This window comes from Pontibacillus yanchengensis (assembly GCF_009856295.1).
Classification (GTDB): Bacteria; Bacillota; Bacilli; order Bacillales; family BH030062; genus Pontibacillus; species Pontibacillus yanchengensis_A.
The window spans coordinates 749,243-771,647 of record NZ_WMEU01000001.1 but is presented as its reverse complement, the minus strand read 5'-3'; the positions used below and the strand labels follow the sequence as shown (position 1 = coordinate 771,647).

The following is a 22,405-nucleotide window of genomic DNA, read 5'->3' as shown; positions in this document are numbered from 1 at the left end:
TTGTAACGAAGGGAGAAAGCAATGGCGCAACCAAAAACAGACTTTACGCCACATTATCTTGTCAGCTCACTTATGATTCTCATATTAACTATTAATATTATTTTTGTAGATATGCCTTTGTGGCTTGAAATTGTACTAGGGTTCGCTGTGGTTATGAATATTGTTGTCTTAATAATATTGCGAAAAATCACATCGCAATCAGGTAAGTAGAGAAAATGTATAGCACTTAGACCTAGCAATCTTACCAGAATATCTCTGAACTAAATATGACTTTTCTGTCACTAATAGCGTGATATATGTCCTGGTATAATTCTTACTTATCACTAATTTACAAAGTAACCATATAAAAGCCTAGCTCATATGAGCTAGGCTTGATTTTATCTGATATGTACTCCACATAAAGAACTGCCTCGTGTTTTGGTTATTCTTTTGGGAGCTTATCTGATTCCATGTCTGTTCCAAGATGTTTAAGCAGTTCTTCATCAAGAGAATCTGTTTCCTCATAATCAGTATCATATAAATGCTGGATAATAGCAGAAATTTCTTTGAAATCAGGTAGTTTTCCGAATGTTTCTTTGAACGGTTGTACACCCGCTAGAATGGTATGGTTGTCTGGATTAAAAGATGAAATTGTCTTCATTAATAAATTTTTACCGGATTCGGTAAGCGTAATGTACGTATTTCGTTTGTCTTCATCATTTTTAGAGAAGACAAGCAATTCACGTTCTTCAAGCTTCCTTGAGAAGTTAAATGCTGTTGATACGTGCATAGCTCCTTGGTTGGATAAGTCTGAAATGGTTGTGCCATCTTTTTCATACAGAATCCAAAGAATGTGGTGTTCATTGATGTTAAGACCATGAGGCTTTACCCATGCTCTCCAGTCCTTTTCGATTGATTTCCATAATGCTTTACTAAGCTGGGTCATCCTATGACTAAACAGGATGGCTTCTTTTAATGAATGATTATGCATTGATATACCCTCCTACTTAATCTATCACCTCTTAAAACATTCCATATAAACATTCTATTGTTTATCATACGCAATTGAAAACCCATATTCAAAATAAATGTTTTTACATATAGTGTAGTATAACAAAAAATACGCCAGTAGAGGAACTGACGTAAGAAATGTTAAGTTTAACCATAGGCTTTATCAAGTTGTTTGTTCTTCGAGTACATGTAAAAAGAAGCGCTAAAAATAATAAAATAACCAATAATACTGTATAAATCAGGGAACTGACCAAAGATAACCATACTTAAAATAGAAGTGTATACAATGGTTGAGTAGAAGAAGATGGATATTTCTTTTGCTGGTGCAAATTTATAAGCGATTGTGATGCCGAATTGACCAAGTGTTGCGAAAGAGCCAGCTAATAGTAGATACATGACTTGCTGAAACGTCATAGGTTCATAAAATGCAATGACAAATGGTAATAAGGTCACTGTTGAGAAAAAGGAGAAGTAAAAAACAATAGTATAAAACTTTTCCTTATCTCCAAGGAAGCGAAGCACTGTGTATGCACCCGCAGCGAATATAGCCGATAGAACCCCCGCGCCATATGGAATGATTTCAAGTGAGAAAGCGGGTTTTATAACGAATAAAGTTCCAATAAATGCAATCAATACGGCTACTAACTGGAAATTTTTTGCCTTTTCCTTTAAGAAAATAGCCGAAAAAATGATTAGTAGAAAAGGACTTAGTTTATTTAGCATATCAGCATCAGATAGTACTAGGTTGTCTATGGCATAAAAATACAACACCATACCGAGCGTACCTAATCCAGACCGAAGAAGCAGATACTTCTGATTTTTTCTTTCTCCGAAAACTCGAACTTTGTTTTTTAAAACAAAACCTAGAGCGATTACAGCCGTTACTAAGTTACGAAACATAGTTTTCTGTGTGGTAGGCAATTCACCTGATAACTTAACGAATGCAGACATCATTGCAAAACCAAATGCAGATAATAATAATAGAATAATACCTTTGCTTGTATTGCTCATAGTAATTTTTCCAACTCCTATATGAATAATGAGCAGTTCTCTTATTATGTACTAAACAAGTCTAATTCATAATAGAAACCAGAAAAACAGGTTAAAGAATTTCCTCTATAATGTCAACTAAATTGTCTGGGATAATCTTATTCATACTCTACAAAGCCAAGCCATACATTCATAGGGAGGACAAACTTCATGGGAAGTGAATCTTCTATGAGAGGCTGGAATCCATCATGATAAAGGTAATACAATTTAATAGGCAGCTTATAAAACGGCTAAATCAAGATGATGTAGTAGGCTTATCTGCACAGTTGTCTTATTTCTTTTTGCTATCTTTGTTTCCATTTTTATTTTTTCTTGTAACATTAATTGGTTATGTAAACATATCCGAGCAAAAGGTTATGGGGATTGTCCAGTCTTATGCTCCTGAAGGGGCTTATGAGATTATACATTCTAACCTCCAGGAATTAATGAATAACCAAAACGGTGGGCTTCTCTCATTCGGAGTAATAGCTACGTTGTGGGCTGCTTCCAATGGAATAAATGCATTGATAAAAGCACTTGATCGTGCCTATCAGGTGCAGGAGAAACGTCATTTTATTATACAAAGGATGTTATCTGTCTGGTTAATGTTTGCGATGATTTTTATTATCTTACTTTCCCTTTTGTTACCTGTATTTGGTACACTAATAGGAGACTTTCTTTTCTCTACATTCGGTTTTTCAGAGACATTTTTATCCTTATGGCATCTTCTTCGATGGGCCATTTCGTCTATATTGTTTTTTGTAACCCTATTATTTCTGTACACGTTAGTCCCAAATCGTCCAATTCGATTTAAAGAAGCGTGGATTGGGGCTTGTTTTGCTACAGTGGGATGGCAGATTGTTTCCCTTTTATTTTCCATGTATGTGAACCGATGGGGGGGTTTTTCGGCTACGTATGGTAGTCTTGGAGGAGTTATTGTCATCATGATTTGGTTTTATATTACAGGGATTATATTAATTACTGGTGGAGAAATCAATGCACTCTTACGGGAACGCATTGTAACGGAGAGAAAATTGGGGGAATACATTCGTGGTTAATCCTGACCTGATTAGACTTCTATTGATTGATGGGATTCCATTTATCATAGGCCTAGTACTAATTTTATTCATACGCTGGTCGATATTTTGGATCGATCGTTCCATACGCAAAAAACGCCAGGGAATCGCTACTATTAATCCTATTTTGAAAAGTCTGGTTAACTGGATTACGTTTTATGCTGTGGTGTTCTTTTTATTATTCTATTTCAAAACATCGGAATGGATGTTTCAAACGCTATTCTCTATCGGGGATCAGCAAATATCAGTTTTTCTTGTTGTACTGGTCATTCTTATCCTTTCTTTGTCTCAGAGGATTTCCAAGCTGATGACCTCTTATATATTTCCAACAGTGTACAAAAGATATGACTTAGATCGAGGCGTGCAATTCACATTCGATAAAATCTTTCACTATACGATTATGGTGCTTGCTGCAGTCATTAGTTTATCAACAATTGGAATTGAATTGAGTGCTTTAACTGTTTTCGCAGGTATAGTGGGAGTTGGTATTGGGTTTGGTCTACAGAACGTTGCCAGTAACTTTATATCTGGAATCATCATCCTCTTTGAACGACCAATTAAGGTAGGGGATCGCGTGTTGGTGGATGATATTATTGGTGATGTTGAAAAAATAAACATGCGTGCAACGATTATTCGAACATTGGATAATGAACGAATCATTGTTCCAAACTCTTATTTCTTAGAGGAGAAAGTGATTAATCGTTCTTATGGTGATCGGGTCATGCGATTAGTACTACCTGTTGGCGTTGCTTACGGAAGTGATGTGAATCAAGTTCGTGAGGTCTTACTTCAAGTAGCGGAGCAGGAAAGGTTAGTGTCTCCAACAGTTCTATCTAAACCGGAGCCATTTGTGAACTTTGTAGGGTTTGGAGATTCTTCTTTAGACTTCGAATTATTTGTTTGGATTTCTGAACCTGATAAAGTTATTGTGATGAAAAGTAACTTGAATTTCAGAATCTATAATATGCTCGCTGAACATAATATAGAAATACCATTTCCACAGCGTGATCTTCATGTCAAAAGTGTTGATCCAGAAGTGTACAACCACTATGCAGAATAAAGAAAAGTTCAAAGCGCCTTGCCCCCTCTCAAAAGACTATCTTATGAGGTAGTGTGGGAGCTTGGTTGGATGAGCTGGAAATTTTATAATTCATTTACGAACAAAAGCTCGGCGCGCCTGTTTAGCGACGTATGTGCTGCGGCCCACACGACGTGGGTTGGTTCGATGTTAACTTATCGTACGCAGGCGAGGGAAGCATACTAGTCGCTGGGAGCTGGACGTGGCCACATCACTTTTTTAGTTATACACAAGCATTGAATTTTATAATATCCTATACAAATAAAGGACACACTCCCTTTCATCTCGGGAGTGTGTCCTTTTTAAGTAAAAAAGAAAGAAATTATAATTTTTAGCGCTTATATCTCTCCCCTTTCTCGGGCTTAAGCAAATACTTTCCGTGGAATGAATCGTCATGAAGTGGATTTTGCTTAAGACAGTAGGGGGCACAAGGTACTCGGGTTTTTCTTACCTTATTTGTGGGTATGTTGCAGTAATCTCTCCAGTACTTTTTGTCGCAAGTCCTCGTCCAACGTACCTAGACCGAAGATTTCAGATAACCATAATCCATCTACAGCAAGGCGTAATATGGTAGCTTGTACCTCATCTAGGCCATCCTCTTGCTGGATTTGTTGCTGCCAGTTAGCGTATGTATCTTGGAGAGGCTTTAATAGTTCCGGATTAATACCCTGAGCTGCAAGCATCCCTGCACTAATTTCTTTGTTTTCTATTCCAGCTTTGTACATGGTATTAACTAAAGCGCGCGTCCATTTTCCTGTTTCTTCTTGGTCTGAGTCTGCATATCCTTCCACGTTTCCACGATAAATCGTATCCATGTGTTCAACAAGTCCTTTTACTAAGGATTCCTTGCTAGAAAAATGGTACAGCAAACCACCTTTGCTTACTTCTGCTTGTTTTGCCACAGCATCGAGTGTCAATGCATCTGTTCCTTGATTATGAACAATCAACGCTGCTGCTTCCAAAATTTTATGCCGCTTCGATTCTCTAGGCATGCTAATTCCCTCATTACGTATTAGATTTTCATTATGTACATAATCGTACCAACATAAAAGATTATTTTCAATTTTATAGTGAAAGTTAGATTCGTAAAAATGAATCGTTTTTTGATTTAGAAGAAGATTAGATATAGGTGAAATATGTAAAAATAAATTTATTGAAAATAAACCGTCTGGATGGTATAGTTTAAAAAGATTACGTAAAAACAATTAAACGAAAACCATTCTCAACCTTAAGGAGGAATTCGTAATGAAAAATAAAGTGTTAGTAACAGCTGCGGTAACAGGTGCTGGGGATACTACGGAAAAGAATCCAAATGTACCTGTAACACCGAAGGAAATTGCAGATTCAGCTATAGCTTCCGCTAAGGCGGGGGCTACAATCGCTCACGTCCACGCCCGTGACCCAAAAACAGGAGGTATTAGCCACAATATTGAGCATTACCGTGAAATTGTAGATCGTATTCGTGAATCTGAAACAGACGTTATTATTAATATCACCTCTGGTGGAGGCGGTGACTTTATCCCTAGTCTAGATAAGCCTGCTGCTGGTGGTGATGGTACAGACATTCAAACTCCTGATGAGCGTCACGAGCCTGTTGGACAATTATTGCCTGAAATGTGCACGCTGGATTGTGGAAGTACAAACTTTGGTAACATGATCTATATGAGCCCAACCGATTGGCTTCGCAAGCAGGCAAAGCTTATCCAGGAGAGCGGTGTTAAACCAGAATTGGAATGCTTTGATACAGGGCATATTCGGTTTGCAAAACAACTCATTCAAGAAGGACTTATCGATGGAGATTCAATGTTTCAATTTTGCTTAGGTATCCCTTGGGGAGCTGAAGCGGATGCAGAAACGATGATGTATATGAAGAATCGTCTTCCTGAAAATGCTCATTGGTCTGCATTTGGTATTGGACGCATGCAGATGCCAGTTGCTGCACAGTCAGCACTACTTGGAGGAAATGTTCGTGTCGGCCTTGAAGATAACATGTACCTTTCTAAAGGAGTTCTAGCCAGTAACGAACAGTTAGTCGATAAAGCTGTTACCATGCTTGCAGGCCATGGAATAGAGCCAATGACACCACAAGAAGCAAGAGACTATTTACATTTGCGTAATCCACATGGAGGGAAGTAATGATGATAGCACAGATGAAAAAAGTAGCAGTGGTTGGGACAGGAGTAATCGGTAATGGATGGATAGCTCGGTTTTTAGCACATGGATATGACGTCATTGCAACCGACCTTGCCGAAGGGGCAGAAGAACGTATGCGTAAAGCCGTAAATCATGCTTGGCCTTACGTGGAGGAACTAGGATTGGCAGAAGGTGCTTCCAAAGATCGATTAACATTTGAAAAAGATCTATCCAAAGCAGTAGCGGATGCTGATTTTATACAAGAGAATGTACCCGAAGTAGAAGAGTTGAAACAAACGGTTCTTCAAGACATTGATAAGCACGCCAAAGCTGATGCGTTGATTGGTTCTAGTACTTCTGGCATCATGCCTTCTGAGTTACAAGAACATCTTCAGCATCCAGAACGTTTTGTGGTCGCTCATCCGTTCCACCCAGTATATATCCTTCCACTAGTAGAAGTGGTTGCTGGACAATCGACAACGCAGGAAAATGTAGATAAAGCAAGAATGTTTTATGAGGGACTAAATATGAAAGCTTTACTAGTGCGTCATGAAATTGAGGGTCATATTGCTGATCGGTTGATTGAAGCAATTTGGCGTGAGTCTCTTCATATAGTGAACGAAGGAATTGCAACGACAGAAGAGGTAGACCAAGCCTTCACATACGGGGCAGGACTTCGCTATGCACAATATGGACCATTTCTTACCTTCCATTTAGCTGGAGGTGAAGGAGGCATGCGTCACATGTTAAAGCAATTTGGACCTGCACTAAAGAAGCCTTGGACAAAGCTAGAAGCTCCAGAATTAACAGACGAGTTATACAATCGTGTCGTGTCTGGATGTGAGGAGCAGGCAGGGAATCTTTCTATGTCAGAATTAGATAAGAATCGTAATGAATTCTTAGTTCGGTTACTCGATTTAGTAAAAGATTATTGGCCAGAGTCGCAAAGTAATGCAAAACAATAGCAGAGGAGGGACTTTAGTGAATCCACTATTTTCTACGAAGCAGCATGTGAGTCCAGAATGGGTAGACTACAATGGTCATATGAACGATGCGGAGTATGCTAGAGCATTTAGTCTGGCTGCTGAAGACTTTATCAATTTTATTGGTTTAGATGAAATGGGTCGAATTGAGCACTCTTACACGATTTTTACGCTTGAAACTCACATCTGTTATTTGAAAGAAGCCCATGAGGGGGAAGAGCTTACGATAAAAAGCCATCTCCTTGATACCGATGCTAAACGAATTCATCAATTTTTACTGATGGAGAATCAAGAAGGTGAACTTATTGCTACAATGGAGCAGATGATTATGGGCATGGACCAGAAGGAAGGCAAGCCAGCGCCTTTCCCAGAAGTGGTGGCGAAGAAAATCGAGGAAATTTATAAAGAAGATGCGAAACGAGAACAACCTAAACAAGCAGGTCGAAGGATTGGTATTCGACGAAAATAACAGATAGCGCTGATTCTTTTGAGAGTCAGTCTTTTTTTTATTTTATATTTCAATCTTTAGACTACTCGACATTACTTATGTAAAGTGAAAGGTACAATACAAGAGTAGTGAAAGGGGGATACAATGTATGCCAAATGAAAAAGCTATACGTTTTGAAGCGAGTCAACTAGAGAAGAAGGAAATGTATAAATTGATGTCTGGCTCTGTTGTTCCGCGCCCAATCGCGTGGGTATCTTCGAAAAGTAGAGAGGGAATATTGAATATAGCACCATTTAGTTTCTTTACAGTTGCTTCACCCGAGCCACCTATACTTGCCATATCTATTGGACAAGGGGCTTATCAAGAAAGTCGTGATACAAAGACAAAAGATACCTTGACGAATATTTTAGATTTAGAAGAATTTGTAATCAATGTTGTACCTGAATCCTTGGCCAATGCTATGCATGAATCATCAAAGCCTTATCACGAACAGGATGATGAATTTAAAAAAGCAGGCCTTACTCCTCAAGGATCAACTACAATTGAGGTTCCTTCTGTTCTAGAGTCTCCCATAGCCTTCGAGTGTAAGTTAGAACAAACCATACAATTTGGTGACAATCATATGGTTTTTGGTAGGGTGAAACAGGTACATGTTCATGAGGATATCTATCTGGAAGGTTATAAGACTGATATCAATCAATGGAAACCGCTAGCACGGTTAGCTGGAGACTATGCATCTTTATCAAATCCATTTACATTACCGAAAGAATAAAGGTTATAAGTAGTGAATGTAGTACAAAAAAATATTATTTTACTAAAAGGCATGTGCTTGGGAAAGTCACATGCCTTTTTATACTAACTATTCAATTTATAGTACTTATAAAGAGCTTGAGTTCCGCTATCGCCTTCACCGTCTTCTGCAATTTTGTCGTACAGTTCTTTGGCAAGTTGTAGTCCAGGGAGATCTAATCCCATACGTTCTGTGGATTCGATTGCGATACCCATGTCTTTTATAAAGTGTTTGACAAAAAATCCAGGGGAGAAATCCTCTGCAATCATGCGTGGTGCTAAGTTTGTTAGAGACCAGCTTCCTGCAGCGCCTCCACTAATGCTTTGTAGAACAGTTTCAGGGTCCAAACCTGCTGATTCAGCATAGATTAATGCTTCACAAACTCCCATCATATTGGAAGCGATTGCTATTTGATTACACATTTTCGTATATTGACCAGCTCCAGCTTCTCCTTGGAGGACAACATTACTCCCCAAAACGTTAAAAACAGGTTTCATTTGTTGGAACGCTTCAGTATTTCCGCCTACCATAATTGAAAGATTACCGTTCTTTGCACCAATATCTCCTCCTGATACTGGCGCATCCATTGCAATTAATCCCTTGGCAGTTGCTTTATCATGAATGTCCATTGCTACTTCAGGTGACGACGTAGTCATATCAATAAGATACGTATCTTGTTTGGCATTTTCCATCAATCCGTCTTGACCATAATATACTTCCTCTACGTCATCTGGATAGCCTACCATCGTAATAATGATGTCAGACTCTGATGCGACGTCTTTTACTTTTTCCTTCCAATAAGCACCTGCTTCGATTAATTCCTCTGCTTTTTCATACGTTCGTGTATATATATGAAGTGGATACCCTTCATCCATGAGCCGTTTTGCCATGCTTTTTCCCATTACACCTGTTCCAATAAAGCCAATACGCGGTTTTGCCATGATTCTCCACTCCTTTCGTGGCTTGACTATATCATTATGAAAAGAGCCGTGCAACAGTGGGACAAGTTAGTGTTTAGTAGAGATGCATAAGTTTTTAAGTTCCATTTTAGCCCCATTATCTATCTGGAAGACTTGGACTCGAGATGATTTGGGTAAGAGAAATGTCCGTTGCTTTCGATAGAATAAAGGTGGCATGGGAACAGCCCCGTCCTGCCGGCCCTACATGATGTAGGGTCGTTCAACGTTGTCACACGATGTGATGATTTTAGTCGAATCTCCTCTTAATTATTCTACCTTCGGGGAAAAACACCCTCAGGGGATTTTGCCTACCTCTTTCTCCCGCGGGAGTCTCCTTGTTCCCAGTCCACCTTTGCGATGATGGGATGAATGGAAACATGGCCAGGGAAATTGGGGCGGTCGCTCCTATTTTTCAAAAGTAGCTCCTGTTTTTCGATTCTCGCTCCTAAAGCAGGGAAAGTCGCCCAGAGCCCATTTTATATAAATTTGAGTACAGTTGCAGGTTATCTCGAATTCAATTTTTCAAGATTAAGCCTCTTATACTTATACACTAAATTAGCAATACTATTTCAAAATTTATTAATCTCAAGAAACACCATTATTCTCATTTATTAGACCTATTTCTAGAAAAAAGTTAACTCATCGATTAGTATCTAACGATTGATTTTCCCATTTTCAGGGTATAGTACTGATAGACGAAGTAACTGTAATAACTGAAGGAGGTCGAATGATGGCTTTAAATGTCACGCAAAAATTAATCAAAGATCATCTTTTATCAGGTGAAATGACACCTGGAGAAGAAATTGGACTAAAGATTGATCAAACACTAACACAAGATGCTACAGGTACTATGGTAATGCTTGAGTTAGAAGCCATGGGATTAGATTATGCAAAAACCGAGGTTTCTGCTCAGTATGTCGACCACAACTTGATTCAGGAAGACAGTAAAAATCCGGATGACCACTTATTTCTAGAAAGTGCAGCACAACGTTTTGGTATTTACTTTAGCCGTCCAGGAAATGGAGTGAGTCACCCTGTACATATGCAGCGGTTAGCTGTTCCTGGCAAAACGCTGTTAGGGTCTGACTCCCATACGTGTGCAAATGGAGCAATGGGAATGCTCGCTATGGGTGCAGGTGGTATTGATGTTGCCATGGCTATCGCTGGCGAACCATTTTATGTGAAAATGCCAGAAGTATGGGGCATCTATCTAGAAGGTGAATTACCTAAATGGGTAAGTGCGAAAGATGTTATTCTAGAGCTTTTACGTCGTCATGATGTAAAAGGTGGCGTTGGCAAAATTATCGAATATCATGGTCCAGGTCTTAAGAACCTCTCAGCTGATGATCGCCACGTAATTGCGAATATGGGAGCTGAGCTTGGAGCAACAGGTACTGTTTTCCCTTCGGATGATGAGGTGAAGCGCTATTTGAAGAGCCAAGATCGTGAAGATGACTGGACTGAAATCCTGGCTGATGACGATGCCAAATATGATTTATCAGAAACAATTAATCTTTCCGAGCTTGAACCGTTAATTGCCAAGCCATCTAGTCCTGGTAACGTAGTTCCAGTAACAGAAGTGGCTGGAGAGCCAATTTATCAATCTTATATTGGATCTTCTGCAAACCCTTCATACCGTGACTTTGCGATGGCTGCTGAAATCGTAAAAGGAAAGCAAGTTGCTCATGGTGTCTCTTATGATATTAACCCATCTTCTCGCCAAATATTAACTGATTTAGTTAAACATGGTCATATGGCTAGCTTATTGCCATCAGGGGCTCGTCTTCACCAGGCGGGCTGTAACGGTTGTATTGGTATGGGACAAGCGCCTGCAACAGGTAAAAATAGTTTACGTACTACTCCTCGAAACTTTCCGGGACGTTCTGGTACAAAAGAAGATAGTGTATTCTTATGTAGTCCAGAAACTGCAGCGGCTTCTGCGTTATTCGGTAAAATTATCGATCCACGCACGCTAGACATGGATTATCCTAACGTCAAGGACCCAGATCAGCCAACGATTGATATGACATTACTGGATAAACCGCTGTTACCTGAAGAGGCTAAGAAAGTTGGTTTAGAAAAAGGACCTAATATTGCATCTATTCCAGAGATGGATGAATTACCAGATGAAATGGAATTACCAGTTCTTCTTAAGATGGGAGATAATATTTCTACGGATGAAATTTTAGCTGGTGGCGCTCGAGTGCTACCTTATCGTAGTAATCTCCCTGAAATCAGCAAATTCACATTTGAAATAGTTGATGAATCTTATTATGATCGTGCGATGGACATTCGTGATGAGGGTGGTCACGCTCTTGTTGGTGGCTATAACTATGGTCAAGGCTCCAGTCGTGAACACGCTGCCCTAGCACCTCGTTTCTTGGGTACAAAAGTTGTGATAGTTAAGGACTTTGCTCGAATTCACTGGCAAAACCTTGTAAACTTTGGTGTTCTTCCATTAACCTTCTCAACTGATGAAGAAGCTGACAAATTAGAACAAGGTGATATCCTTCAATTCAGTGGTTTGCGCGATGCAATCCAAAAAGGAGAAGAAGTTACAGCAACTGTTAAAGGAAAAAATGAAGAAGTTAAGCTTCGCCATACATTATCTTCACGCCAAGTGGACATGATGTTAAAAGGAGGACTCATTAATTGGGTCAGAGATCGCGATAAAAAATAAGAGGAGCGATGTTCATGGCGAGGCACGAAATACGTTGTACTGCATGTGATGGATCTGGTTTACTCATGGATGACGAAGAATGGCGTTATACTTGTACTATATGTGATGGTACAGGAGAAATGAAGGAAGACCAGCCATATGGTGTAAATAAACATTTCGATGTAGATGAAAACAACCGAACATTGGAATAGGAAGAAGAACTGCCCACCAGTTAGGAGGGCGGTTCTTTTTAATTGGTAATAAATCGGTTTATTTTTTTATTAGACTATACATGATTATTGTATGGGGGAGTAAGAAAGTAAAGAAATAGATGAACAATCCAAATCATGATGATTCGTAACACAATATACGTTGCGAATGCTAATAGACTAGTGAAATGTAATGTGTTTGTATTCATAAAAATAATGTCGATTATCAGGAGTATCAGAATAGTAAATCCTACAGGTATTTTAAGTGTAATACATTTACACAGAAGAAATGAGAATATGAATAAATGAGGTATAGAAACACTTAAGTGGTCTCTGAAATTGTCTTGGTAAAGACCGGCCTGAAAGTGAAACAAATCATATGCACCTAAAAGAGTGAAATTAAGTGCTCCTAATGTGGACACACAAGCAAAATATAGGATGAAAAATAGTAGCCACTTAGGGGGCTCATTGTACTTGTATGAGCAAAAAAACTGCCATAACTTTTTTCCAATGAAGAAGTGAATAGGTAACAAAATAGCGGTATAGTATGTTTTCCACCACAGTGGTATAAAAATATCGAGATGAATAAATAGGATTTCTATAAGAACAAATATCCCAGAAATAACCCAAAACCATCGAGTTTTTAGTTGATTTGCAGCAATAAATAAACTAGCAGCTGGAACTGCTAATAAATTCGAAACAAAATTACCAGCTACGCTGTCTTTATAGATATTTTGAAATAGACCCAATGTGTAGTGATAAGCATCCAAATATACCAAAATGATTGTTTCAAATGGGTGAATTATACCTGCAAGTGCAAGGAAAAAGGGGAGTAACCTACGATCATTGTGCTTACGTATGGTATAGATTATCAATAAAATACTAATAACAGATAAAATTAGATACCAAATCATAAGAAAATCACTCCTTTATCCCTCTCCTATGTAGTGTTTACAGTGCACCCTCACTTATTCAAATACGGACTAAGGACTATGTTGACGATGATAATCATTATCAATTATAATAATTCTATATAGAAGGAGAATGGAGTGTGCGTTTATGAAAACTACTGAAGGCTGGAAGAAAGAGCTTCAGTCTTTTGTGGATCAAGTTGTGCATGAGATATATCACCGCCCCCAACAAGAGCGAAATATGCTTATGATTTTAGAGATAATTGGGAATAAACAGCGAGAAATTAATGAAGACATCTTTCCATCACAAGGGTGTTATTACATAAAATTAGCACAAATTATGGATCATCTTATTCAACAAATAATATTGGAACAACAAAAGGATAAACAAGCCTGGTTCTGTCAGTTTTGGAATGGTTTTGATGAGATTAGTGGTCAAGAATTCAGTCTTGACCACGTCGTTATTCAACAATCCGAAAAGGAACTCAATATTAAAAAATACGTGTTTGAGGGTGTAGAAGAGCAGCTTCAGCAATTTCACATGATGGTAATTCAATCCACAAAGCATATGTTTCAGAGGATACCAGATGTGATTGAAACGATTGTATTATCTACTGGGAAACGACATATTTTTTGGCCGAAAGAACATAGCAGTAATGGTGAAGCTTTCAGTTGATTGTCATCAACCATAGAAAAAAGCCAGGAATGAAACACCATGTGGTGAGAAGTTCCTGGCTCCTTTATAAATAAGAGAGCGGCTTGACGCTTACGCAGTGCAGGCTGCTGCCCATACGGCGCTAGACGGTCGCTTGCGCTTTTGTTCTTCTTCCTAAGCTGTTATAAGTAACAGTGTTAAAAAAAGTAGCGAATGTATCTCCAAAGGCCGAAATTTTCTCAAAGTCTTCATCTGAGGTAGGTGCCATTTCAATCTTAAGACCATCTTGGACAAGAGTAGCACCAGAAGACGTAAGTTGTTTCTCAAACGTATGAACTGCTTCACAGAAGAGAGGGTAATTTGTATCACCAGAACCAAACACAGCAACTTTGATTCCAGTTAAATCTAAATCTTCTATTTCTTCGTAGATGTCTTCTGCTTCATATGGGAGGTCTCCATCATTCCAAGTGTAAGATCCTAATAAAAGACCATCATATTGAACGAGGTCATGTGCACTTAATTCGTCAAGTTCTTCAAACGTGACTTCGTGTCCATGCTTTTCGATATCAGCTTTTAATAAATCAGCCATCTCTTCTGTATTGCCTGACATGCTAGCGAATGTAATTAGTATATTTGCCATCGGTATCTCATCCTTTCTTTCTATATATGATTAACTGGTGACTTTGTGATGAAGGAGTTCTTGACGTTTTTCTAATTTGGTAACATAAGTTGTAAAGGTTTCTTCGTCTTTTTCATCTAGTGCTTGATTAACCTTGTACTGGTAATAGTTAATTTCTAATTCAATATCTAATAAAGAATGGAGATAATCCATTTGGTACAGTTTTTCTAAATCTGTAATAACAAAATAGGCACTATACATGTCATTTATTAAAACTTTAAAATACCATCCTATATCGTTAACGTATCTTTTCTCCTCGGTTAGGTATAGGTGATCCCCTTTTCTAAAAGCGATGGTGTTCGTATGTTTAACATCTGAGCAAAAACACTCAACTTCGTGTTTAAAGGGTGCTGTAACTATAAATGAAGAGTACATGGGGCTAACTCCTTTCAATTGTTCAATAATAGATAATTGAGAATACTTATCATTTTAATTACTAATATAATAAATGATAACGATTATCAATGTCAATCATATTTTCATCCAGTTTATGCACATATGTAAAGAAAAAAAGATTATGTTTTGGGGTTTGGGCCAAGGAAGAGGTCATAGGGGGAAGAAACTTAACTGATGTGTTAAATAAAAAGATTAGAGGGCTGATAGATTATGATTACCTTCCAACCAATATCAGAGGAAACGATATATATTGCACAGGAGATCCAAAACTCAAACAGAGCTTATAATGAGATGGAAAATGGTAAATCCTCTCGAAGTATAGAAGAATTGAAAACCGAGTTTTTAGATAAGCAGACAGAGAGTCTATTTATCAAGTTAGAGGATACTTATATAGGTATAGTGGATTACTTAATGCGTAATCCTAAAGATGGTTATCCGTGGATTGGACTTTTTATGATTCATTACGATTATCAAGAATATTCCTTTGGTTACCAAGCTTATATAGCACTAGAAAACCTTTTGGTTGATCATGGGTTGAAGGAAATACGGTTAGGTGTGTTAGTGAACAATAGAAAAGCTCACTCCTTTTGGGAATCAGTAGGTTTTACGTATATAAAGAATTCTGTAACGAATGAGAAGAATGAAGTATATGTGTATGAAAAGTCATTGAACTAAGTTATACACTCCCAATAATTATCCTTTTAAATTCTTCCATTAGCCTCTTTTCATCCACCTGTAAAAGAATACGACAATAGTTGTTCGAATTTTTTTGTAGTGTTGGGTTACTTCTAAAGTCTGCTATGGTTAGCCCACTTGCAAAGTAGGAATCATCTACAACTGTCACATTCCTAAATAGGCTTTTGAATAAGGAAGGATTTGAGACGTAGATCATAGCAGTGAGGTCGTGGAGCGGAGCACCTTTCAAATTGGTGTTCTTTTTTTGATAAAATTTAAAATAAGGTCTAAATAATTCTTCTAATAATGACCCTAATTTCGTTACGGATTGTTGCACAATGGTGTCTAATACATCAGTCGTCAGAATAGCCTTTTCGGTTATGTTTAATGGAACCAGTGTTACATTTTCTGGGCTAGAGTTATTGATTACGACACTTGCTGCAGTTGGATCAGCATAAAAGTTAGCTTCGGCATAAGGAGTTACATTACCAGGTACTAGGAATGCTCCTCCCATAATGACTAAATCAGATATCTTATTCATAATGTCTGGGGCTGTAATATAAGTCATGGCGAGTGATGTAAGACGCCCTAGATTAACAAGTGTTACATCCTTGTTTTCATCTAGTATAGTGTAAAATTGATCAAAATTAAGTACGCTGAATTTTTCGATTTCTGTCTCAATTTCCCCTAGCCCACTGTACCCATGAATTTCCTCGTAAAAAGTAGGCGAATCTCCAGCTAATGATTTGGAAGCACCACTTATTATAGGGATGTCGGTGTTATTTGTTTCCTTTAAAAGGTAATATACATTACGAGTAGCCTTTTCTTTCGAGACATTCCCGTATCCAGCAAGAATGGCAAGCACATTTAAATTTGGATGCTTAAGCGCATAGATTAAAGCAAAAGCATCATCCACCCCTGTATCTGTGAAAATCACAACCTTCTTCTTCATCTTCATCCCCCCTTTTTTATTAACAGTATATGTAAAAGAACATGTCACTATCACTGAGCCAATGAAGCTATTTTCAATATGGTATCCATATTGAGAAGAATGAAGGAAACCTTACTAGCTTTCCTTTTTTCTTAACACCAAATAACGGACCCTGTGGGTAAAATAGGGTTAGGGGCAAGAAGTGTAGTGTTAATTTCGAGATTTAGAATTGATTTATGATCGAGATTGAATTTTATAAGCGACCTTTTTAATACAATAGATAAGCCCCGGTATAAATGTCCGGGGCTTTCGCTATTGCATCTACATTGATTTTTAGTCCCACTCGTAGGGAGTTTCTTGATAGACGTAATAATTTAACCAGTTTGAAAATAGTAAGTATGCGTGGGAGCGCCAGCGGTTTAATGGTTTTGCTTCTGGATCATTTTTTGGGAAGTAATCTTTTGGAATAGCCGTTTCTAAACCTTTAGCTATATCTCGTTGATACTCTTCAGAGAGAGTATAAGCATCGTATTCAATATGACCTGTAATCATGACATGTTTTTCGTCTTTTGACATAGCCATAAAGGCACCAGCTTCTTCAGAGGATGATAGCAGAAGAAGGTCATCGTGAGCTATAATCTCTTCTTCAGGAACGTCAGTATATCGAGAATGAGGAGCCAAATATTCGTCATCAAAGCCTCTCAATAACTCAACTGTGGAATTCATAATGTAGTGCCTAAATACACCAGTAAGCTTTTGTGGGAGGGTGTACTTGTTAATTCCATAATGATAGTAAAGGGCCGCTTGAGCACCCCAGCAGATGTGTAAGCAGGAGGTGACATTCGTTTTCGACCACTCCATAATTTTTGTTAACTCTTTCCAATAGTCAACTTCTTCGAATGGTAATAGCTCAACAGGCGCACCTGTTATAATCATGCCATCATAACGACGATCTTTTACTTGATCAAATGTTTTATAAAACTGATGCAAATGGGACTGACTTACATTTTTGGACTCATATGTTGCTGTATGCAAAAACTCGACGTTTACTTGCAGTGGAGAATTACTTAGTAATCTCAGTAATTGGGTTTCAGTTCGCTCTTTTTCTGGCATTAGGTTAAGAATAAGTATATTTAAAGGACGGATATCTTGGGTAACTGCCCTTTTATCATCCATTAAAAAAATATTTTCGTTCTCTAACACATCGTACGCCGGTAATTTACTAGGAATATTAATTGGCAATCGCAGTTCCCCCTTTATAAAATGAATACAATCATTATATCTATGGAACTTATAAAGGGCAACAGCATAATCACAATTATTGAAAAAGTCCGACTTTTCTATGATTGTTTAATTCTAGAAAGTTTTGATATTGCTGTCGATATTCCATTATCGCCCCATTATCTTGGTAAGAGAAATGTTTCCGTTGAACCAAATTACGTAAAGATGGGGCGGGAAATAGGGCTGTCACTCCTATTTTTAAAAGTAGCTCCTGTTTTTTGATTCTTGCTCCGAAAGCAGGGAAAGTCGCTCCATTTACCAGCCCATTTCTTCTCCCACTTAACACAACGGAAACACACCACTCCCCAAAACTATATCAAATTCAAGTCTTCAAGATTATGTCTCGTTTACTGAATAACATCTCTTATTTATTTATTAATGTCATAAGTAAAAAAAGCCTCCAAACCTGATTAGGTTTGGAGGTCTGTTAATTTCTTATCATATGGGTCATAAACTTATATCGATCTGAACGATAACTTGATTCAACAACCTCTAATGGGGTGCCATCTTGCAAGAACGTTTGACGTTTAATGAGGAGAATAGAAGAGTTTTCGGGAACTTCTAGCATTTTCATTTCAAATTCATTTGTCAAAGATGATTCTATTTCGTGAGTGGCAGATTCAATGACTAGGTTGAGAGTGTCCTCTAAGTAATCGTATAAAGATCCTTTAACGTGTTCTTCTGTAAGCCCTTTAACAAGATTAGCTGGAATATAGGTGCGTTCATATGCCATTGGTTTATCATCTGCAAGACGAATCCTTTTAATTTCATAGATAGGAGTATGTTCTTCTATCTTCAGTTTTCTAGCGATAGAAGATGGGGCAGGGATGATTTCAAAGCCAACTAATCGATTTCCGGGTTTCATGCCACGAGCTCGCATATCTTCAGAAAAGCTCGTTAAACCCTGTAGGTTTTTTTCAATTTTTTGCTTTGAGACAAAGGTACCCCTACCTTTTTGTCTATATAAATATCCAGCATGAACGAGATTGCTTATAGCCTGACGTACAGTCATCCGACTGATGTTGTATTGTTCTGTATATTCACGTTCAGAAGGTAATGCATCTCCTGGTTGTAGCACTCCGTTAATGATTTGGGATTTTATGGCTTCTTCTATTTGATAATAAATAGGTACAGGGGAGTTTTTATCGATCATAGGTGTTCCTCCTTATGTGTTACTTGGACGACTGTTTATAAAATTCTATGGTATAGATTACGAATCCATTGCAGAAACGATTCACATTTCTGTTCACATCATATCTTACTCAATGATAGATGTCTAGACAAGTTACGAACATAATAGACAAGTTATTATATAAAATAGGTGAAACATAAAATTGGAATTCATATGGACATTTGTATAAATGTATAGACAACTTATCATCGTACTGATATCCTCGAATTGTAAACGATTTATTATATGTAGATGTAGTGCTACGTAAAAGATAAGGAATAGAGCGTATATTGTAAGGGCTTTAATGATTTGTTTTAGAGCCTCTGTTCCTTATTGTATTCACATTTTATTTCGGAAAGGGGAAAAAGAGGAATGTTAAACTTTTTACAGCGTATCGGAAAAGCGTTAATGCTTCCAATCGCTTTACTGCCAGCAGCCGGACTATTGCTTCGGTTAGGACAGGATGACTTTCTAGGCATTCCGTTTATGGCTGCAGCAGGAGGAGCTATTTTCGATCAATTACCGCTCCTTTTTGCAATAGGTGTAGCGATAGGGATGTCGAAGGATGGTCATGGCGCCGCTGGACTTGCGGGTGCAATTGGGTACTTTGTGCTGCAAAATGGTGCCCAATCTATTAATGAGGACATCAATATTTCCTTTTTAGGTGGAATATTAAGCGGTGTTATAGCAGGTTTACTCTACAACAAATACGGTGAAATAAAGCTTCCGGATTGGCTTGCATTCTTTGGAGGTAAACGGTTTGTGCCCATCGTAACAGCAGGTACGATGATTGTGCTTGCAGGGATATTTGGGGTTATTTGGCCAACAATTCAGGATGGAATTAACGCACTAGGACAATGGATCATTGATGCAGGAGCACTAGGTGTTGGGATTTATGGTTTCTTGAACCGCCTCCTAATTCCAGTTGGTCTTCACCACGTACTGAATAGTTTTGTATGGTTCGTTTTTGGAGATTATCAGGGAGCTACTGGGGACTTGAACCGTTTCTTCGAAGGTGACCCTGAAGCAGGTATCTTTATGGCTGGTTTCTTCCCAATCATGATGTTTGGACTGCCAGCTGCTGCTTTAGCAATGATCGTGACAGCAAAAGAAAACCGTCGAAAAGCAACGGCAGGAATGCTTGGTGGTATTGCGTTAACTTCATTTATTACGGGGATTACAGAACCAATTGAGTTCTCCTTCATGTTTTTATCTCCATTACTTTATGGTGTGCACGCATTATTAACAGGTCTATCCATGGTTGTAGCATATGTATTTGACATGCTTCATGGCTTTACATTTTCAGCAGGTGCGATTGACTATGTGTTGAACTTCGGCTTAGCACAAAAACCACTGTTACTTCTACTCCAAGGTTTAGTGTTTGGTGCCATTTATTTCGTAGTCTTCTATTTCTTAATCATTAAACTAAATCTGCAAACACCAGGCCGTGAAGAAGAAGACTTTGATATGGAAGAAGGAGAAGAGCCAGCAGCTGGTGGACCTACTGGGGGCGACAAATTTGAAAACATGGCTGCTCACTTTATGCAAGACTTAGGCGGAAAATCGAACATTAAGTCTATTGATTATTGCGCAACACGTTTACGTTTAGCGATTCATGATATCGACCAAGTAGCTGAAAACAAACTAAGAAAGCACGGAGCAAATGGTGTGATGAAAGTAAGTCGCACAAATATCCAAGTGGTCGTAGGGACAAATGTTGAATTTGTGGCCAATGCGATGCAAAAACAACTAAATCAACAAGGTGAGCCTAAACCAACGGATGAGGTGGAGGAACAATCAACTTCTGATGCAAAGAGGCCACTAACAGGTAGTGATTTCGTATTACCGATATCTGGAAAAGTAGTGCCAATAACAGAAGTACCAGACGATGCATTTTCCCAAAAAATGATGGGCGATGGTTTTGCCATTGAACCAGCTGAAAACTCCGTTGTTTCTCCAGTAGACGGGGAAGTCACTACGGTATTCCCATCCAAGCATGCGGTTGGTATTACAGCTAATAGTGGTCATGAGATCTTGATTCACGTTGGGCTGGATACGGTGAAAATAGAAGGAGAAGGCTTCAATGATTTCGTGAAAGCTGGCGATAAAGTAACAAAAGGTCAACGTTTGTTAGAAGTAGATTTCAAAGCAATTGAATCTAAAGTGCCTTCTATCGTAACGCCGATTGTCTTTACGAACTTAAGTGAAGATGAAACGCTTACAGTTCACAAGCATGGTGAATTTGATCAGGGGACAGAAGGAATTCTAGAAGTGAAGTGATTGCAAGAAGGCTATCCCTAAGTGGGGATGGCCTTTCTTTTTACATTTTAAGATAGAGTGTAGGGATAAACAGAAGTTCGCTCTAAGCTTTAGTGATGATAAGGTATTATAGAGTTAGTGTTAAACTAGGAGGTTATACGATGAAACGTTTTTTAAATTGTACTGCATCAGATTTTCAACAAATGAATGGTCAGGATTTGGTTGAAAGCATTCGAACATCAGAGGGAAGAATTGTTTTATCAGAAGTCATTCCTTCCTTTCAGCCGCTATATCGTGAGGTGAGCAATATGGAGCTTATAGCATCATTTGGAGCGGATTTGATTTTACTAAATCTTATAGATGTATTTAATCCAGTTATGGAAGGTGTTCCAAATGAAGGTTCTATTGTTCAGCAAGTAAAAAACCTAACTGGTCGTCCAGTTGGAGTCAATCTAGAGCCAGTCGATCCAAACTTGAGAATGAATGAGCAACTTGAGTCACTACCGATTGGACGAAGATACTCTAAAGAAACGGTTGAAAAAGCAATGGAACTGGGATTTGATTATATTTGTTTTACTGGTAATCCAAGAACTGGAGTGAGTAATAAAGAAATAATTTCAGCGGTTCGTGAATCAAAAAGAATTGTTGGGGACGACTTGTTTATTATAGCTGGAAAGATGCATGGAGCTGGAGTTACAAGCGAAAGTGGAAGTGGCATAACCAATGAATCGACCATTAAGGATTTGGTAACAGTAGGAGCAGATGTTATCTTAATACCTTCACCTGGAACGGTTCCTGGAGTTAGTGTTGAGAATGTACAGAATTGGACGAGCTACATACATGAAGCTGGAGCTTTAGCGATGCTGACCATCGGCACAAGCCAAGAAGGGGCAACAGAAGATACAATCAGACAAATTGCTCTTCAAAATAAGATGGCCGGAGCAGATATTCATCACATCGGAGATGCCGGCTATAATGGAGTTGCCGTACCAGAAAACATTATGGAGTATTCGATTGCAATAAGAGGGAAACGTCACACGTATGTAAGGATGGCACGCTCCATTAATAGGTAAGTTTATTAATTAGATGCATT

At 38.3% G+C, this 22,405-nt stretch carries 22 protein-coding genes; 12 read left to right on the top strand and 10 right to left on the bottom strand.

Features of this window, described 5'->3' with window-relative positions:
• Nucleotides 1-421 precede the first annotated feature (421 nt).
• On the bottom strand, nt 422-970 hold the full coding sequence (locus GLW08_RS03715; protein WP_160847217.1) for an HTH-type transcriptional regulator Hpr: 549 nt from the start codon (nt 968-970) through the stop codon (nt 422-424).
• Between the two features lie 167 nt (nt 971-1,137).
• A complete protein-coding gene (locus GLW08_RS03710; RefSeq protein ID WP_160847216.1) occupies nt 1,138-2,001 on the bottom strand; it encodes a DMT family transporter in 864 nt (287 codons plus the stop codon).
• Nucleotides 2,002-2,228: 227 nt separating this feature from the next.
• Between GLW08_RS03710 and GLW08_RS03705 the strand changes: the two genes are divergently transcribed.
• Together GLW08_RS03705 and GLW08_RS03700 are read left to right on the top strand one after the other, a co-directional pair.
• The gene (locus GLW08_RS03705; protein ID WP_160847215.1) at nt 2,229-3,077 is read left to right on the top strand and encodes a YihY/virulence factor BrkB family protein; all 849 of its coding nucleotides are present in this window, start codon (nt 2,229-2,231) and stop codon (nt 3,075-3,077) included.
• Nucleotides 3,070-4,155, top strand: coding sequence for a mechanosensitive ion channel family protein (locus GLW08_RS03700; RefSeq protein ID WP_337193892.1), 1,086 nt, complete (start codon nt 3,070-3,072; stop codon nt 4,153-4,155). The genes GLW08_RS03705 and GLW08_RS03700 overlap by 8 nt, the downstream gene beginning before the upstream one ends.
• Nucleotides 4,156-4,625: 470 nt before the next feature.
• Here the strand turns inward: GLW08_RS03700 and GLW08_RS03695 are convergent, their stop codons facing one another.
• Nucleotides 4,626-5,165, bottom strand: coding sequence for a TetR/AcrR family transcriptional regulator (locus tag GLW08_RS03695; protein WP_160847214.1), 540 nt, complete (start codon nt 5,163-5,165; stop codon nt 4,626-4,628).
• Between the two features lie 253 nt (nt 5,166-5,418).
• Here GLW08_RS03695 and GLW08_RS03690 point away from each other — a divergent pair, with 253 nt between their 5' ends.
• From GLW08_RS03690 to GLW08_RS03675, 4 genes are all read left to right on the top strand, one after another.
• Nucleotides 5,419-6,309, top strand: a complete 891-nt coding sequence (locus GLW08_RS03690) for a 3-keto-5-aminohexanoate cleavage protein (RefSeq protein WP_160847213.1) — start codon at nt 5,419-5,421, stop codon at nt 6,307-6,309.
• Nucleotides 6,309-7,271: a 3-hydroxyacyl-CoA dehydrogenase NAD-binding domain-containing protein gene (locus GLW08_RS03685; protein ID WP_237458289.1), complete on the top strand. Its 963-nt coding sequence runs from the start codon at nt 6,309-6,311 to the stop codon at nt 7,269-7,271. The genes GLW08_RS03690 and GLW08_RS03685 overlap by 1 nt, the downstream gene beginning before the upstream one ends.
• Before the next feature lie 16 nt (nt 7,272-7,287).
• Nucleotides 7,288-7,758: a thioesterase family protein gene (locus GLW08_RS03680; RefSeq protein WP_337193891.1), complete on the top strand. Its 471-nt coding sequence runs from the start codon at nt 7,288-7,290 to the stop codon at nt 7,756-7,758.
• Nucleotides 7,759-7,885: 127 nt separating this feature from the next.
• The gene (locus tag GLW08_RS03675; protein WP_160847211.1) at nt 7,886-8,509 is read left to right on the top strand and encodes a flavin reductase family protein; all 624 of its coding nucleotides are present in this window, start codon (nt 7,886-7,888) and stop codon (nt 8,507-8,509) included.
• An 83-nt stretch (nt 8,510-8,592) separates the two neighbouring features.
• Here GLW08_RS03675 and GLW08_RS03670 read toward each other — a convergent pair whose 3' ends face one another.
• Nucleotides 8,593-9,468: an NAD(P)-dependent oxidoreductase gene (locus tag GLW08_RS03670; protein WP_160847210.1), complete on the bottom strand. Its 876-nt coding sequence runs from the start codon at nt 9,466-9,468 to the stop codon at nt 8,593-8,595.
• A 748-nt stretch (nt 9,469-10,216) separates the two neighbouring features.
• Here GLW08_RS03670 and GLW08_RS03665 point away from each other — a divergent pair.
• Both GLW08_RS03665 and GLW08_RS21565 read left to right on the top strand, forming a co-directional pair.
• The gene (locus GLW08_RS03665; RefSeq protein WP_160847882.1) at nt 10,217-12,166 is read left to right on the top strand and encodes an aconitate hydratase; all 1,950 of its coding nucleotides are present in this window, start codon (nt 10,217-10,219) and stop codon (nt 12,164-12,166) included.
• Nucleotides 12,167-12,180: 14 nt separating this feature from the next.
• On the top strand, nt 12,181-12,357 hold the full coding sequence (locus tag GLW08_RS21565; RefSeq protein ID WP_202406395.1) for a hypothetical protein: 177 nt from the start codon (nt 12,181-12,183) through the stop codon (nt 12,355-12,357).
• Between the two features lie 74 nt (nt 12,358-12,431).
• Here GLW08_RS21565 and GLW08_RS03660 read toward each other — a convergent pair whose 3' ends face one another.
• Nucleotides 12,432-13,268: a hypothetical protein gene (locus GLW08_RS03660; protein ID WP_160847209.1), complete on the bottom strand. Its 837-nt coding sequence runs from the start codon at nt 13,266-13,268 to the stop codon at nt 12,432-12,434.
• Nucleotides 13,269-13,413: 145 nt separating this feature from the next.
• On the opposite strand from GLW08_RS03660, the gene GLW08_RS03655 reads away from it, so the two are divergent.
• On the top strand, nt 13,414-13,941 hold the full coding sequence (locus tag GLW08_RS03655; RefSeq protein WP_160847208.1) for a hypothetical protein: 528 nt from the start codon (nt 13,414-13,416) through the stop codon (nt 13,939-13,941).
• 121 nt (nt 13,942-14,062) lie between these two features.
• On the opposite strand, the gene GLW08_RS03650 is transcribed toward GLW08_RS03655, so the two are convergent.
• A complete protein-coding gene (locus tag GLW08_RS03650; protein WP_160847207.1) occupies nt 14,063-14,560 on the bottom strand; it encodes a flavodoxin in 498 nt (165 codons plus the stop codon).
• Between the two features lie 30 nt (nt 14,561-14,590).
• Nucleotides 14,591-14,974 carry a hypothetical protein gene (locus GLW08_RS03645; RefSeq protein ID WP_160847206.1) on the bottom strand — a complete coding sequence of 128 codons (384 nt, stop codon included), beginning with the start codon at nt 14,972-14,974 and terminating at the stop codon, nt 14,591-14,593.
• 231 nt (nt 14,975-15,205) lie between these two features.
• On the opposite strand from GLW08_RS03645, the gene GLW08_RS03640 reads away from it, so the two are divergent.
• Nucleotides 15,206-15,670, top strand: coding sequence for a GNAT family N-acetyltransferase (locus GLW08_RS03640; RefSeq protein ID WP_160847205.1), 465 nt, complete (start codon nt 15,206-15,208; stop codon nt 15,668-15,670).
• A gap of 1 nt (nt 15,671) precedes the next feature.
• Here the strand turns inward: GLW08_RS03640 and GLW08_RS03635 are convergent, their stop codons facing one another.
• The 3 genes from GLW08_RS03635 to GLW08_RS03625 all read right to left on the bottom strand — a co-directional run bounded on the left by GLW08_RS03635 (nt 15,672) and on the right by GLW08_RS03625 (nt 19,035).
• Nucleotides 15,672-16,622: a nucleoside hydrolase gene (locus GLW08_RS03635; RefSeq protein ID WP_160847204.1), complete on the bottom strand. Its 951-nt coding sequence runs from the start codon at nt 16,620-16,622 to the stop codon at nt 15,672-15,674.
• A 312-nt stretch (nt 16,623-16,934) separates the two neighbouring features.
• Nucleotides 16,935-17,843: a homoserine O-acetyltransferase MetA gene (gene metA / locus GLW08_RS03630; protein WP_160847203.1), complete on the bottom strand. Its 909-nt coding sequence runs from the start codon at nt 17,841-17,843 to the stop codon at nt 16,935-16,937.
• 466 nt (nt 17,844-18,309) lie between these two features.
• On the bottom strand, nt 18,310-19,035 hold the full coding sequence (locus tag GLW08_RS03625; RefSeq protein ID WP_160847202.1) for a GntR family transcriptional regulator: 726 nt from the start codon (nt 19,033-19,035) through the stop codon (nt 18,310-18,312).
• Nucleotides 19,036-19,425: 390 nt separating this feature from the next.
• Here GLW08_RS03625 and nagE point away from each other — a divergent pair, with 390 nt between their 5' ends.
• The gene (nagE, locus tag GLW08_RS03620) at nt 19,426-21,333 is read left to right on the top strand and encodes an N-acetylglucosamine-specific PTS transporter subunit IIBC (protein ID WP_160847201.1); all 1,908 of its coding nucleotides are present in this window, start codon (nt 19,426-19,428) and stop codon (nt 21,331-21,333) included.
• 140 nt (nt 21,334-21,473) lie between these two features.
• A complete protein-coding gene (locus GLW08_RS03615; protein WP_160847200.1) occupies nt 21,474-22,385 on the top strand; it encodes a haloacid dehalogenase-like hydrolase in 912 nt (303 codons plus the stop codon).
• Nucleotides 22,386-22,405 lie beyond the last annotated feature (20 nt).

Coding starts and splice junctions, on each gene's coding strand:
- GLW08_RS03715 (WP_160847217.1), bottom strand. CDS start 970: ATGCATAATCATTCATTAAAAGAAGCCATCCTGTTTAGTCATAGGATG.
- GLW08_RS03710 (WP_160847216.1), bottom strand. CDS start 2,001: ATGAGCAATACAAGCAAAGGTATTATTCTATTATTATTATCTGCATTT.
- GLW08_RS03705 (WP_160847215.1), top strand. CDS start 2,229: ATGATAAAGGTAATACAATTTAATAGGCAGCTTATAAAACGGCTAAAT.
- GLW08_RS03695 (WP_160847214.1), bottom strand. CDS start 5,165: ATGCCTAGAGAATCGAAGCGGCATAAAATTTTGGAAGCAGCAGCGTTG.
- GLW08_RS03690 (WP_160847213.1), top strand. CDS start 5,419: ATGAAAAATAAAGTGTTAGTAACAGCTGCGGTAACAGGTGCTGGGGAT.
- GLW08_RS03685 (WP_237458289.1), top strand. CDS start 6,309: ATGATGATAGCACAGATGAAAAAAGTAGCAGTGGTTGGGACAGGAGTA.
- GLW08_RS03675 (WP_160847211.1), top strand. CDS start 7,886: ATGCCAAATGAAAAAGCTATACGTTTTGAAGCGAGTCAACTAGAGAAG.
- GLW08_RS03670 (WP_160847210.1), bottom strand. CDS start 9,468: ATGGCAAAACCGCGTATTGGCTTTATTGGAACAGGTGTAATGGGAAAA.
- GLW08_RS03665 (WP_160847882.1), top strand. CDS start 10,217: ATGGCTTTAAATGTCACGCAAAAATTAATCAAAGATCATCTTTTATCA.
- GLW08_RS21565 (WP_202406395.1), top strand. CDS start 12,181: ATGGCGAGGCACGAAATACGTTGTACTGCATGTGATGGATCTGGTTTA.
- GLW08_RS03660 (WP_160847209.1), bottom strand. CDS start 13,268: ATGATTTGGTATCTAATTTTATCTGTTATTAGTATTTTATTGATAATC.
- GLW08_RS03655 (WP_160847208.1), top strand. CDS start 13,414: ATGAAAACTACTGAAGGCTGGAAGAAAGAGCTTCAGTCTTTTGTGGAT.
- GLW08_RS03650 (WP_160847207.1), bottom strand. CDS start 14,560: ATGGCAAATATACTAATTACATTCGCTAGCATGTCAGGCAATACAGAA.
- GLW08_RS03645 (WP_160847206.1), bottom strand. CDS start 14,974: ATGTACTCTTCATTTATAGTTACAGCACCCTTTAAACACGAAGTTGAG.
- GLW08_RS03640 (WP_160847205.1), top strand. CDS start 15,206: ATGATTACCTTCCAACCAATATCAGAGGAAACGATATATATTGCACAG.
- GLW08_RS03635 (WP_160847204.1), bottom strand. CDS start 16,622: ATGAAGAAGAAGGTTGTGATTTTCACAGATACAGGGGTGGATGATGCT.
- GLW08_RS03625 (WP_160847202.1), bottom strand. CDS start 19,035: ATGATCGATAAAAACTCCCCTGTACCTATTTATTATCAAATAGAAGAA.
- nagE (WP_160847201.1), top strand. CDS start 19,426: ATGTTAAACTTTTTACAGCGTATCGGAAAAGCGTTAATGCTTCCAATC.
- GLW08_RS03615 (WP_160847200.1), top strand. CDS start 21,474: ATGAAACGTTTTTTAAATTGTACTGCATCAGATTTTCAACAAATGAAT.